This is a genomic window from Ignavibacteriales bacterium (assembly GCA_020635255.1).
Lineage (GTDB): Bacteria > Bacteroidota > Ignavibacteria > Tepidaquicellales > Tepidaquicellaceae > JAEYVS01.
In genome coordinates, this window is the sequence record JACKAC010000002.1 from 919,924 (window position 1) to 934,711 (window position 14,788).

Consider the following 14,788-nt stretch of genomic DNA (forward strand, 5'->3'; position numbering starts at 1 on the left):
ATAGAATGGAGAAATCACCATCTTACAGTAAGGATACTTTATCTGAGTATGTTCTAATTGCTATAAAGCATAAGAAATCTTTGATATATACATTTATTGCGAGTCTTATTATATCAATAATAATTGCTTTCTTTGTATTGGATATGATTTATTTATCCACAGCAACTATTAAAACAACCTCAGATTCTAAAGGTTTAAGTTCTATGCTGGGACTCAGTGGGTTAGACAATTTGGGCGATATTAGTAGTTTAGCAGGTGGAGGAAGTACTGCGTCAGAACTTGCTTTATATGAGAATATACTTTATAGCAGAAGGTGTGTGGAAACAGCAGTAATAAAATTTAAAATTATGGAAGAGGAAGATTTTTCTACTATGCATGATGCACTTAAATATTTCCGAAATGATGTAATGGAAGTTTCAGGGGATAAAATTGCAGGAACAATGGAAGTAGGTGCCTTCAATAAGGATCCTGTAAAGGCAAAAGAAATTACCGAGTATTTAATTAATGAGTTGAATACGATTAATGTTGAACTAAAAGTACAAGACGCAAAAAATAATAGGTTGTTTCTAGGGGAAAGGTATAATTTAGTTAAAAGTGATTTAAAAAAAGCGGAAGATAGTTTAAAGACGTTTCAATCTTTATATGGTATTTCCCCTGATTTGACAGTACAAGCAGCTGTCAAAACAGAAATTGAGATTCAGGCGCAAATTGCTTCTGAAGAGGTTAAACTGGAAATTCTTCGGAAAATTCTTTCATCAGATCAGGCTGAAATCAAAACTCAGGAAGAAAAAATTTCTGCATTAAAGAAACAATTAAATGATATCCAAAATAGTTCGTCAGAATCCGGAAATATATTAACTTTAAAAGGTAAACCCGATGTTATTATGAATTTTCTTAGGCTTAAAAGGGAAGTTGAGATACAGAATAAAATATTGACTATAATTCTGCCTTTGTATGAGCAAGCTAAAATTGAAGAAAATAGAAATACGCCTTCTATATTAGTCCTTGATCCTCCCTTTATACCGGACTATAAAACAAAGCCAAAAAGACTCTATGTCGTTCTTGGAATGACGATTGGAATTACTTTGCTTGTTTATATAATTTTTATTGCAAAGGAAAAATGGAAGAATTTTAAAAAACACTTACAGGTAGTTTAGCCGACATGCTTAAAATATTCGACTTTAATGAAAAAATCATCCTAGTTTTGCTTGGGCTTACCTTTGTATTAAGATTACAAATTCCTTTTGGAGATACGATTTCCTCAATTGTTTTTTTTATTGAATCGATTTTATTTATATTTATTGTTTTGAGTTCTTTAGGAGGATACCAATATCTAAAATCCGGTTTAAGAATTAATTTGCTTTTTGAAGTTCTACTAATACTTAGCTTTGTTGTATTTTTATTCGCAACCTTCATTACAATTTCGCAAAATTCCTCGCTGATTTCCTTGTTTAAAATTTTCTCCTATTTGGTTATTGTAGTTTCTTTTTTTTTTGTTTTTGCGAATAGTATTTATAATGATGCAGATAAATTTGAGGCGTTTCTTGATATAATCATGTATTTGTCTATTTTCCTCTCTATAGTTGGGATTTGTTTTTTCATAATTGGTTTCCATCCTATAAAGATGTATAGCTCTACTACAACTGGTATTTTTGCTCACCCTAATACCGCTTCAATGTTTTATACCATCGCAATTCCAGTTGTAGCATACAAATTCTTTACGAAGAAATTATCTTTCCCACAATTTTTCATAATAATGCTTATCCTTATTTTTTGTCTTCTTTTTACTTTTAGCAGAGCTGGCTATATAGGGGTAGGAGTTGGATTATTGCTTATAACCTTTTATCGTTCTAAAGTATTATTCTTCTTAACATTACTTTTTTTATTTTTGGCGGTTTCAACATTTGTTCTTGATATGGCGGTTGCAAAATCTGATAGCTCTGTTGCTAGGCTAATGCTAATACTTACCGCAATCCAATTAATAACAAAAGATCAAAATACTTTGTTATGGGGATACGGTACTTCGGATGCATATAAGCAATTTCAAAAAGAAAAGTTTCTTTTTGGTAATGAAGCCGTTCTAGATCCGCATAATATTTTTTTATTGATGGCTCTTGAATTTGGAATAGTTTTGACAATTTTATTAGTAATAAGTTTTTTTGTTCTCTTAATAAATACTTTTTTTCTGAGATTCAAAAATCCTTCATTCAAATCTGACCTCAGGCTTAATTTAAGTGTCACTATTGTGATTGCATTGTTTGCTCAGAATTTTCTTGAAGATATGCTTATCTATACTCAGTATTTCTTTATGCCTACATTTTTGATCTTTTTAGGGTACTTATATTATACATACAAAAATAGATTTGTGAATTCATCTAAAGGCAAGCCAGCATTTTAAGATTATTTAAAATAACGTCCAAACTTTCTTTCTCTACGATAATTAATTCTGTTACCAGTATTTTAAGGATAAAGATATTTGCTATTTTTCTTGGTCCGGCTGGTTTAGGGATTATTTCCCAGCTATTAAATTTTCAGGTATTGTTAAACGGTATTATTAACTTAGGAATACCGGTTGGAATAACTGCAAAAGTTTCAGAATTATATTCTTCTAAGGAAGAGGACTATATTGCTAGAATAAATTCGTATTGGGCTTTTTTTATTAAATTAATATTGATCTTATCGTTCTCAATTGTATTATTATTGGTATTCTTTTCAAATCCATTCACAAATGCATTAGTAGGAAGCACTGAATACAACCTGTTATTTATCATAATAATATTAGGAGTTCCTTTCACTGCTTCATACTCTATTATAGATGGTTTTCTTAAGAGCTTCGGTGCAATTTCTACAATTGTTAGGATTTCTGTTATAGCAACAATTCTATCTACATTAGTTCTAATTCCTCTAGTTATTTATTTTAACGTAATAGGGGTAGCCCTAAGCATTTTCTTTTTAGGACTATTGCCTATGACAATTTTTGCCATCAAATACCGGAAACAGTTTAGATCTTTTTTTAGATTCAAAGATTTAATCCAGATTAATCTGGGGGAAAAATGGAATGTATTAAAGATTGGTATTGTATCGATTGCTGCTGCTTTGATGCATCAGGGTGCAATTATTTTAATGAGAAGGCTAATTATCTCAGAATTCGGGGAGGTTGATAATGGAATTTATCAGTCGGTTTTAGGTATTTCGTTGAATTACTTTGCCATTATCTATGCTTTTTTGTCAAACTATACTTTGCCCAAAATATCAAGTATAAAAGACAATTTTGATCTGGTTACAGAACTAAACGGTAATTTAAGGTTTTTAATGGTTATAATTGTACCTTCTATTTTATTGATTTTCTCATTTAGAGATATTGTTTTGCAACTTGTATACACCAAAGAATTTCTAGAAGCAAAAAATCTTTTTTTGTTCCAATTGATTGGTGATGTATTCAGAATGCTGGCGGCTTTATTTGGGCTTTGGCTTATTCCTAAAATGAAAATTATTCCTCTTTTGATAATAGATTTTGTTTTTAACGCTTTATTGATTATTCTTCCGTTTTCATTAGTGACATTCTGGAAACACGATTTAATGGTTTTTCCCTTAGTTTACATGATAGCATTTTTCTTCCATTTTATTATGTATTTTGTCTATACAAAAAAGATTATTAAGTTTCGATTTACAAATGACTCGATTAAAACCCTTTTATATGGAGCTCTAATAGTGTTATTTGGGTTTTCCCTTTCTAGCTTGACTATAGAGTATGGTCATGTTGCAGTTTTCATTTTACTTGGTAGTTGGTTTTTTTTAGTCTTTAATAAGGAAGAGAAAAAAAGCCTAATGAAAAAAATCAATAGTTTTTTTTCTAGATAAATCCTAATCCGGTTTATGAAAAATATTCTTCTTATTTCACATTCCTCGGCTAAAGCTGGCGGAGGCGAAGAAGATTTTTTTAGATTAGCGAAATTTTTATATTCTGATAATAATCTATACATGGGTATTCCGGAAGGTCCCAGAGAAACTGAATTGCTCTCATTTGCAAAATCTTCTGTCCGGGTTTCTAATAATATATTCCCATTTTACAATTTTAGTTTCAAAGCGTATTTGGCCTATTTTAAATACGGAATGTCTGATAATTTAAAACTTCTGCGCTTCATTAAAGGAAAAAAAATTGATGTTTGTTTTATAAATTCCTCCGTCTCGTTTATACTGATATTTTCTCTTTTGTTCAAAAGAATTCCGGTTGTTTTATCTATTAAAGAAATTATTCAGCCATCTTTTATTCGTGGAATCGTATTCAAATTGATATCTTTATTTACTTGTAAAGTTATTGTAATTAGTAAATTTGTAGAACAACTTTATTTGAAGCAGGGATGGAAAAAAAATTGTTTATTGATATATCCTTCTATTGAAAAGGATATATTAACTTGTAATTATTTAAAAGTTGGTAATTCTGAGAACATCAATATTGTTAATATAGGTGTAATTACAAAGGGTAAGGGGCAGCATGTTCTTATAAAAGCTTTAAAAAATATAAGAAACTTAAAGTTTGAAGTTAAATTTATAGGAAAAATTACTGATTTGGAGTATTACAATTCCTTACTGAAGTTAAAAAAAGATCAAGATCATTCTTATGAATTCCTAGGTGAGCTTACTAAGGAAAGGGTTTTTCAGGAAATGAAAAGCTCTGATATAGTTGTTGTAACATCCCTTTCTGAGGGCTTTTCTTTTGCTATTTTAGAGGCATTGGTTATGAAACTACCTATTATAACTTCTAATGTAGGGATTGCTCAAGAAGTGATAGTTAATGGTCATAATGGTTTTATTTATGAACAAAATGATTATAAGAATCTGGAAGATCTTCTTTTAAAATTCTCTCTAAACAAAAATATTTTTAAAACTCTCGGTTTATTAGAAGATTTCTCTATTAGATTTAACTTGGATGAAAATTTAAAACGAATACAAAACGTATTATATTCTTGTATAGTTAAATGAAGATATTCATTAACGCTTCAGCCCTTAATCAAAGAGGCGCTTACTCTTTATTGAGAGCTTTTGTAATAGAAATGAGCAATTCAACCTCTTACCTGGAAAGCGAAGGCTTAATTCTTCACTTTCTTGTCTCAAGGAAGGAATTGCTGGATTATCAAAACAAAAATGTAACTATTACATTTGATACTACTTCCAAAGATGGTTTTCTTACTAAATGGAAATATGAAAAGACCACTGTTCCGGATATCGTTAATGAGGGTGGATACGATGCCTATCTTTCTTTACAGAATTATGTTTTAAAGAATATTAGAACAAAACAATTCAGCCTTATACACCAGTCGATTCCATTTTCTGATCTTAGGATTAGTGAACTTGAATTCTCAAACTGGCTTAAATATAAACTTATATATGACAGGATACTCAGAGATCAAAGATCTATTATTGACGGAGTAATTGTGCAAACACAATGGATGAAAGATGCTGTTATTAACAGATATGGATATACTTGTCCCGTAGTTATAATCAGACCTGAGGTTGAGAATATAACACAAAATAATGCTCCTCTTAGTTCTGACATGCAAAACAAATTATCGACTGATTACATAAAACTCTTTTATCCTACATCTAATGATAAATATAAAAATAATAAATTATTGACTGAAGCTGTTGAGCAATTCAATGAGCTTAACGAAAACAAAGTTATACTGTATATTACTGTTGAGGGCGAATCGACGGATTCGATAAAACGGATTGGCAAAGTTCCTTTTGAAAGCATATATTGGTTTTACAAAAATATGGATGCGTTGATATTTCCCTCTCTTACAGAGACAATGGGATTTCCCTTACTAGAAGCCCAGCAATGTTCACTGCCCATAATCTGCTCAGACCTGCCTTATGCCAGGGAGATTTGCGGTGACAATGCTTATTATTTCGATCCTAGAGAAGAAAGAAGTATTGTTGAAGCTGTTGGATCCTTTGTTGGCGATCCTATGAAGAAGATTAGTAAACCGCCTCAAAAACAAGAGAGTAAATATTTAGATTATATCAAATTCATTATTTCCCGGGTCAATGGATAAGATGCTGATTACCGTCATAATCGTAAATTATAATGTGTATGAGGACATTAAAGAGTGTATTGCCTCTATCCAACAAAATACTAAAGACTTAGTTTTTGAATTTATTGTGGTAGATAATAATTCATCAGATCGCGACATAGATAATATAATAAATGATTTCCCCGATGTTGAATATGTTAAGCTCGATGTTAATAATGGATTTGGTTATGCTAATAATGTCGGACTTCGGAAAGCAAAAGGGGAATTCATACTTTTGATGAATCCCGATATCCTTGTTGAAGACGATTCTATCTCTTTGTTAGTTCAGTTTTTAAGGTCGAACGAAAAAACCGGTGTTGTAGGACCTGTCTTATATAAACCCGGGGAAGGAAAGGAAAGGTATTATCCCTTTTTTCCCTCACTATATTCTCGCCTTATGCAGGAAAATTGGATGTTCCAGACTGCTCCTATTACCAAACAAAGGTTTACCACATTTTGGGATAAAAATGTAGACAAGGGAATTCCCTTTAAAGTCGACTGGGTAATGGGTGCCGCTATGCTAATTAGGAAAGAAATTGTCGACTCGATTGGCGGATTTGATGAGGCATTTTTTCTTTATGAAGAAGAGACCGAGTGGGAATATCGGATGTCTCTCAAAGGCTGGGACAGATATATTGTCCCTCAAGCTAAGATGATCCACAATCACCACTCATCTACCAGTAAAATAGGACAGCTATTTAGAGAATATCACGAATTCAGAAGCAGAATAGTATTCTGGGCAAAGCATGATAGAGGTATTAAAGGAGTGATAAGAGCTGTAATGATCTATACCGGTTTAAAACTTCGTCCAATATGGTTTTCCATTAAGTATGCCATTACTAGAGACTCCGCTTACAAAACCAAGAAATTAATAATCAATAACTTACTGAAATTTTTCAAATCAGGTAGAGAAGCAATAATAAATAATAGATTTGATTTCAATAAGGATATTAATATGTTTAAGGTATAGATAATTAATGGATTAGTTTTGAATTTTAAGAGATCGGTTAAAAATTTAATATCGGGTTTTAATAGAGTTGTCTTTCTTAAAAAAAGAAAAAATCTTGACCTTAGAAACGTCAAATCTGTTCTAATAATCTCACTATATTTTAGAGGTGATTTCTTATTCCATACCCCTTTTATTAAACTACTTGCCGCCATACTTCCTGATGCCAGGATAGACATTTGGACCAAATCCAGAAATCTTGAGCTTACTCATAATAATCCTGATATCGATGATGTTTTAATGTTCGACGATATTAAAACCGCCGGTTATAATGATAATGCAAAGTTTAATTTAAGCGGGAAGATTAACTTCTTTAAAAAGCTCAGAAAAACCAAATATGACCTTGTAATCGATCTGACCGGACATGTTTCCACAGCAATTTTTACATATTTATCAAAGTCAGGTTATACAATTGGTATCAACAATTTTGGATTTGGAGCGGCTTACAATAAGTTTATAGATCTTAATCCTGCCAGTACAAGAGGTCATCTAATTGATAAATATTTAAGCGTTTTAAAAGAAAGTTTTGGCATTAGCGATGAAAAATGGGAAACCCTCATCGGCGCAAATGGCACTAAACCTGTTTTATATCCATCCCGGCAGGATGCAGATACGGTCCGGAAGATACTCGACGAACTTTCTATAAACCGGGATGAACCTTTGGTACTACTTCATACCACAGCTGGGTGGAGTGCTAAGGAGTGGGACCCGCTTAATTATAGCAGACTGATAGAGATGCTAAATGACAAGCACTATCAATTCATTTTTATTGGTGACGATCGTGACAGGAAAAATTTTGAACTAATACTGGATAATTCGGGATTAAAGGATGTACCGAAATTTAAAAAGCATTTCCTTAAATTGAAGTTCCTTGAGGTTGCCGAACTGATAAATCAGGCAGATATCCTTGTTGGAAGTGACTCGGCTCCGTTACACATCGCCGGCGCAATGAATACGCCGTCTGTTGGCATATTCGGACCGACAAACCCGGATTTTTCGAATCCGGTAGGCGAGATGCACAAAGTCGTATATCATAAACTGCATTGTTCGGCTGCGGACAATATGCAATACTGCACAAGGAACGCCGGTATGACCTGCCCAACTATTGATTGTATGAAGATGGTCAAACCGGAGGAAGTAATGCAGTTAATTGAAGGTCTAACTAATGAATTCAGGGAATCAAAGAAAAATAAAAGTACTTCTGGCAGTTTGCAATAACGTTCTTAATGGAACAGAGAGATATGCGGTCGATCTTGCATCTCATCTCCCTAAGGATAAGTTCGATGTCTATATTGCTACCCCAATGAAAGGACCTTTATCGGAAATACTCAAAGAAAATTCGATCAATGAGGTCATATTCGATAATGACAAGCTTCAAACGTATTCTTTAAAGGGATTGCTTAATATGAGGCGTATTCTGAAGAAGGAGAGATTCGATATTCTGCATGCGAATGCCGGAATACTGCCGTGTATCATGGGCAGGGTTGCAGGGACGAAATTTATTATGGAGGTTAAACACGGGATTTTTTATTCCAAAGCCCAATTGGATTCATTACCCTTTCTCAGAAAGTTGTATGAGAAAAGTAAGAAGTTGTTTGTAGATAAGTTCATTGCGACGTCGCCTAATGATAAAAAACTAATGATCGATTACTTCAATATTCCTGAAGAAAAGATCGACGTTATTTATTTGGGATTGGATATTGATAAGCTGAAGAAAAAATTAACCGCTCCTGCTGAAAAAAATAACAATAAAGAGTTTCTGTTTGGGCATATTGGCAGGTTGACATTCCAAAAAGCGCAGATAATTTTGCTAAAGGCATTCAGGATTATTTCTGATAAATATCCCGGCGCGAGACTGGTCATAGTTGGCGATGGTGAAGATAAGAGTGAACTTGTGAATTATATGAAAGAAAATAATTTAGAAGAGAAGATATATTTTAAAGGATATATCAGCGATATATATAATGAAATGAGTACATTCGATGTGCATGTTCTTACTTCCAGGTTTGAAGGGATGGGATATGTAAATCTGGAAGCTATGGCGCTCGGCGTACCGGTAATAACTTCCGATGTAGGGGGTGCTACTAACTTTTTAAAGGATAGATACAATGCCCTCATTACGCGGGTTGAAGATCCGCAGAGTACGGCAGATGCCATGGAAGCAATAATAAGTGATACGGATCTCAGAAATACCTTAATTGAAAATGGTCGTAAAACCGTGCTTGACTTCTCTGTAGAAAGAATGGCGCAGGAAACAGCAAATTTTTATTTGAAAAACATTGGTAAAGCTCATTAGTGGACAGTAATTCTCATATTAGAATTCTTTCTCAATATTTCTATCCTGATGTTGCTAGCACAGGTCAGTTGCTGACTGAGCTATCACTTGGGCTTGCCGGGAAAGATATCGTTGTAGAGGTTATTACGGCAAAACCAACTTATGCCGGGAAGTTGCATGCTCCGAAAAAGGAAGCATATAATGGAATTAACATCAGGCGTTTAAAAACCACCCGGTTCAATAAGAATACAAAAGGCGGGCAGATATTTAATTCAATATCCTTTTTTGCACGAACTTTTTTCTACCTGCTTTTTAAATCGAATAAAAAACCGTTGATGTTGGTTTCAAATCCGCCCTTTCTCCCATTCATGGGTTACTTATTATATAAGCTAAGAGGGATTAATTATGTAATACTGGTGCATGACGTATTTCCCGAAAAGGCGATAAAACTAAATTACATTCCTAATAAAGGCTTCACAGCATGGGCATGGACCTTGCTCGATAAAAAAAGCCTGCAAAAAACTTCCGGCATCATCGCGATCAGTGAAAGCATGAAATCTAATATTGAGAATAAACTGGTCAAATATAATTTTAAAACACAAAAAGATATTACCGTTATTCATAACTGGGCTGATGCTGAATTTATTAAACCGATTGATAACGATGAAAATACTTTCATAAAAGAAAATTCTCTCGGCGGTAAATTTATAATTCAATATTCGGGAAATATCGGGGCTTCATATGAGTTAGAGGTCCTGGTGGAAGCCGCGCGTTCAATAACCGATTCCGATGTTCTGTTCCTATTCATTGGGGACGGTGTGAAAAAGAAAAAGTTGTCTGCTATGGCGGAAAATTATTCCTTAAAGAACGTCATGTTCCTGCCATACCAGAAAAGAACAATGCTTCCTCATTCTCTCACTGCCGCCTCTATTTCTATTATTACTTATGAAAAGGAAATGGAAGGTCTGCTTATGCCGAGCAAACTATATACCACTCTCGCGTCCGGAAAGCCGGTCATATCATTTTGCACGGAGGATTCTGAGGTGGGAAAGATTATTTGTCATGCCTCATGCGGATTTTCTATCAACCCTGATAACGTAAAGGAATTATTGGAAAAGATATCTTTTTTCAGAAATAACCCTGAGGAAAGGGATAGAATGGGCAAGAATGCCCGTAAGTACTTTGAAGAAAATTTTACATTAGAACATTCTCTCGAAAAATATATTAATGTCATTAAAAAATTGAATAGATAATGCTTTCCAAACTTGAGAAAATATTAACCGGGTTAAAGATCTTTTCAAAAGACAGAAGATTTTTGCGAAATATGACCAAAGGCGGCAGATCTCTTGCTTCCTATCAGCTCAATATCTCGGTTAAGAATTATTGCGGTAAGTTCGGTACAATAATAGATGTCGGAGCTAATAAAGGACAGTTCGCCTTTGCCGCTTCCGAAATATTTCCCGATGCCAATATAATCTCTTTTGAACCGGTGCCCGAAGTGTTTCAAGAGCTGAAGAAGAATGTATCCGGGATCAAAAATATACAGCTTTTTAATAAAGCTCTTGGGTCCGAGGTCGGCAAGATAAAATTTTATAAGAATAAATATTCTCATGCCAGCTCTGCTCTCCCTATACATAAAAACCAGACCGAACTTATGCCTGGCACGTCTCAAGTCGAAGCGATAGAAGTGGACGTCGAAAAGTTGGAAGATTATCTACGTCAGGATAAACTTGCCGGTCCGGTTTTACTCAAACTAGATGTGCAGGGTTTTGAAAAGGAAGTCCTAGTTGGTGGAGGGAGTGAATTATCTAAGATAGATTATTTGTTGTTCGAAACTTCTTTTATAGAGATGTACGAAGGCGAACCCTTGTTTGATGAGATGCACGAGTTTGTTAAAAGCAAAGGATTTACACTGCTTGCTCCAGTGGGTTTTCTACAGGCGTCTAACTTCCAGATACCGCAAATGGATCTTCTTTACAAAAGGACGCATAATTAAATTTTTAAATGAAGGTTAGTATCCTAATAATATTTTTTTCTTTGATGTCTCTTTTCTTTGGTGATTCAGGAGGCAGGAAAGCCGAAGCTAAACTTAATAAGAGGTTCTTTGGGTTTCATTTCGATTTTCATGCGACTACAGATGATAGGAATATAGGGAAGAACTTTGACAGTTCGGCTGTCGATCTGATGCTGTCACTTATAAAACCCGATTTTGTTCAGGTCGATACCAAAGGAGTGTATGGTATTTCAAGCTATCCCACGGATGTGGGCTTTGTCGCCGCGCCATATAGTGAAGATATTTTAGGTGAATGGAGAAAACTTACCCTGAATCATGATGTCGATCTTTATTCTCACTATTGTACAATCATGGATGAGGAAGCTGTAAAGAAATTCCCCGGTTGGGCGCGTATAAAAAGCGACGGGAGCATTGATCCGCAAAGAGTTTCGGTCTTTAGCAATTATGCCGATAGCTTGTTCATCCCTCAGGTAAAGGAACTGATAGCTAAATACAAAATCGATGGGATATGGATAGATGCGGATGGCTGGTCGTTTGAGCCGGAGTATGGTACTAAGGTCACTGCCGAATTACAAAAGAAAACCGGTTTGAAAAAGATTCCGGGAAATGATGACCCTGATTATAAAAAATATATTGAATTTTTACGGGAAGCATATAGAGAGTATGCCCGGCACTATGTAAATGCGATTCACAGCTACGACCCGGACCTTATGATCGGGATCAATTGGGCTTATTCGGAAAAGATGCCCGAAAAGGTCGACATTAATGTCGATTATTTATCGGCTGATATGTCGGGAACGAACTGGGTTTATGATGCTGCATATGACGCAAGAGTTTTCGCGTCTTACAATATGCCGTGGGATCTCATGTCGTGGAGCTTTACAAAAAACGGTATAAAGCCGGAGAAATTACTTAAGCTTGAAGCAGCTGAAGTGATTGCCATGGGAGGCGGCTATCAAAGCTACTGGTTCCAGAAAAGAAGCGGTGACATCGGAAAAGAGAATCTTTCGTTGATGAAGAACCTTTCCGACTTTTGCAGGGAACGGGAGCCGTACTGCTTTGAGAATAAGATAATCCCGCAAGCAGGTATTTTCTTTTCCAGGGATACATGGGCGGAACACACTAAGTCAATTTACAATGGTGGTGGTAATGAAGAGATACAGGGTATAAATTCATTGATGCTCGATGCCGGACTCTCATGCAGTTTTATCATGGATCACCGGATAGATGAGCTCAACTCCTACCCGTTTGTAATATTACCGGAAGCCGACGTGATAAGTCCTGAGTATAAACAAAAATTTATGAATTATGTATATAACGGTGGTACTCTTCTTGTGATTGGAAAGGAGGCAGTTAATACATTCAAAAATGATCTGGGAGTCTCATTCGATGAACCGTATGTTTACCATGAATATGTTTTAAAAGATCGAAACCAGGCTGAACAGTTCGATCTGCCGTACCAGCAGGTAAGAGTATTGAGCGGAACAGAAACCATTGCTAACGCTTTCACCGACAATAACAACAATAAAGTTTTCTCTCCGTTCATCACAATGAAGAAATTCGGCAAAGGAAACATCACGGCTTTGTATTCGGACGTTGGAAGATTTTATAATAAAAAAGGTTCTGAAGTTTTAAGAAATATTTTGCGTGATGCTATGGATAAGTTTTTTCCTTCGCGCATGGTGATCCCGGATACGGATTCAAAAGTACACCTGGTAGCATCCGAAAAAAATGAAAACGTTTTTATACAGGTGGTAAATATGGATGGTTTGGAATCTAACCGGACAGTCGATGAATATGGAAATATTAGACCAATTCGTGATGTGGAATTGCGCATTAGATCGACGGCATGCCCTTCAAAAGTATTGTTACAACCGGGTAATACCGAACTGCCGTTTGAGTATAATGGTGGGTATATAAATTTAAGTGTACCAAATATAGAGATTTACTCTATTTTACAATTAGTTAATTAAATAAATTTCATTTTTTTTTAGAGGACGAATGCCTAATTTAACCGATAAATTTTATGTATTTGAGCTTTGTCAAAAAGAACCGAAAAACTATTTCTTGTATTTTCAGATATTATTTTTATAAATCTGGCATGGATCGTTTATTTTTTTATTAGAGTCGAGTCCGGATGGATCAGCTATGCTAATCCGCCGGCTTTCTGGGCTCCGATGCTTGTAGTGTTCTTTTATTGGGTTATAGTTTTTTCGTTTGCGGGACTTTATCAGCATTGGTTTGTTAGATCCAGGTTCGATGAGTTCGCTTCGGTTTTCAAAGCCGTTTCGGCAGGAAGTATATTATTGTTCTTTGCAATTTTTATCGATGACATGATGCGGGATGCTCCGATCATTTCACGGTTCATCATTTTGTTGTACTGGATATTAATGGTGCTGTGCGTTGGGTTTGGGCGCGTAATTATTCGCGGTGTACAGAGGAGCTTGCTCGAGAAAGGCATCGGGTTAAGAAATTCATTCATAATCGGTAACGGCGAAAAAGGGAACGAGCTTCTTGGCTTCATTAATAGATTCCCTCAGCTCGGTTATAAGTTTGCCGGGTTCATTAAGCCCAATGGAGAAACTTCCGGGGGTGAAGCGCTTGGAAAGATTGAGGACCTTCCTTCGTTGATAAAAGGTTTTGGTATCTCGGAGATCCTGATTGCGCTTGAGCCGGATGAAAAAAGCAAAGTGCTCGATGTGATTAAATATTGTTCCGGTACGGAGGTGAATCTGAAAATAATGCCTGATACCTATGAGATAGTGAGCGGGCTTGCCAAGACTAACCAGATCTATGGCGTGCCGTTGATCGAGGTAATGCCTGAGATCATGACACCCGCTGCTAATCTGACGAAGAGGATCATCGATATTTTTCTCTCTGTTATGATTATTCTGTTGACGCTTCCGCTGATCATTATTTCGATAGTATTAATTAAGCTTACTTCGAAAGGTCCGATATTTTATTCGCAGGAGAGGGTAGGAAAAAATGGTAAGCACTTTACGATATATAAGTTCCGTACCATGATCGAAAATGCAGAGGAGTACGGTCCGGAGTGGTCAGGTCCTGATGACCCGCGCATTACAAAGTTTGGGAAGTTCATGAGAAAAACGCACATAGACGAGATTCCTCAACTGTTTAATGTGCTTAAAAACGAAATGAGTATCGTTGGTCCAAGACCGGAAAGACCTTACTTTGTCGAGGAGCTAAAAAGCCAGATACCGTATTATTATAAGAGGTTGTCTATTAAGCCCGGCATTACGGGATGGGCGCAGATAAAATATAAATACGATTCGTCTTTAGACGACGTAAAAAGTAAATTGCAGTTTGATTTTTATTATATAGAAAATATGAGTCTTACACTGGATTTTAAAATTATTTTAAACACGATCGTTGTTGTTATACTTTTCAAAGGCAGGTAA

12 protein-coding genes are annotated in these 14,788 nt (G+C 35.2%); all 12 read left to right on the forward strand.

Annotated elements, in window-relative coordinates; genetic code table 11:
* Positions 1-5: 5 nt before the first annotated feature.
* The 12 genes from H6614_12060 (at position 6) to H6614_12115 (ending at position 14,788) form a co-directional block, all read left to right on the forward strand.
* Complete coding sequence (locus H6614_12060; GenBank protein ID MCB9244400.1) at positions 6-1,157, forward strand: hypothetical protein; 1,152 nt, start codon at positions 6-8, stop codon at positions 1,155-1,157.
* Positions 1,158-1,162: 5 nt separating this feature from the next.
* Complete coding sequence (locus H6614_12065; GenBank protein ID MCB9244401.1) at positions 1,163-2,398, forward strand: O-antigen ligase family protein; 1,236 nt, start codon at positions 1,163-1,165, stop codon at positions 2,396-2,398.
* Positions 2,392-3,861, forward strand: coding sequence for an oligosaccharide flippase family protein (locus H6614_12070; GenBank protein MCB9244402.1), 1,470 nt, complete (start codon positions 2,392-2,394; stop codon positions 3,859-3,861). Before H6614_12065 ends, H6614_12070 begins: the two co-directional genes overlap by 7 nt.
* Positions 3,862-3,876: 15 nt before the next feature.
* Entirely contained in the window at positions 3,877-4,983 is a 1,107-nt protein-coding gene (locus tag H6614_12075; GenBank protein ID MCB9244403.1) for a glycosyltransferase family 4 protein, read from the forward strand.
* Complete coding sequence (locus H6614_12080) at positions 4,980-6,056, forward strand: glycosyltransferase (GenBank protein MCB9244404.1); 1,077 nt, start codon at positions 4,980-4,982, stop codon at positions 6,054-6,056. The genes H6614_12075 and H6614_12080 overlap by 4 nt, the downstream gene beginning before the upstream one ends.
* Positions 6,049-7,044 (forward strand): glycosyltransferase family 2 protein, encoded by a 996-nt coding sequence (locus tag H6614_12085; protein ID MCB9244405.1) that lies wholly within the window; start codon positions 6,049-6,051, stop codon positions 7,042-7,044. The genes H6614_12080 and H6614_12085 overlap by 8 nt, the downstream gene beginning before the upstream one ends.
* 18 nt (positions 7,045-7,062) lie before the next feature.
* The gene (locus H6614_12090) at positions 7,063-8,298 is read left to right on the forward strand and encodes a glycosyltransferase family 9 protein (GenBank protein ID MCB9244406.1); all 1,236 of its coding nucleotides are present in this window, start codon (positions 7,063-7,065) and stop codon (positions 8,296-8,298) included.
* Positions 8,246-9,376, forward strand: coding sequence for a glycosyltransferase family 4 protein (locus H6614_12095; GenBank protein MCB9244407.1), 1,131 nt, complete (start codon positions 8,246-8,248; stop codon positions 9,374-9,376). The genes H6614_12090 and H6614_12095 overlap by 53 nt, the downstream gene beginning before the upstream one ends.
* Positions 9,376-10,608, forward strand: coding sequence for a glycosyltransferase family 4 protein (locus tag H6614_12100; GenBank protein MCB9244408.1), 1,233 nt, complete (start codon positions 9,376-9,378; stop codon positions 10,606-10,608). Before H6614_12095 ends, H6614_12100 begins: the two co-directional genes overlap by 1 nt.
* A complete protein-coding gene (locus H6614_12105; GenBank protein MCB9244409.1) occupies positions 10,608-11,351 on the forward strand; it encodes an FkbM family methyltransferase in 744 nt (247 codons plus the stop codon). The genes H6614_12100 and H6614_12105 overlap by 1 nt, the downstream gene beginning before the upstream one ends.
* Before the next feature lie 8 nt (positions 11,352-11,359).
* A complete protein-coding gene (locus H6614_12110; GenBank protein ID MCB9244410.1) occupies positions 11,360-13,342 on the forward strand; it encodes a hypothetical protein in 1,983 nt (660 codons plus the stop codon).
* A 66-nt stretch (positions 13,343-13,408) separates the two neighbouring features.
* Entirely contained in the window at positions 13,409-14,788 is a 1,380-nt protein-coding gene (locus H6614_12115; protein ID MCB9244411.1) for a sugar transferase, read from the forward strand.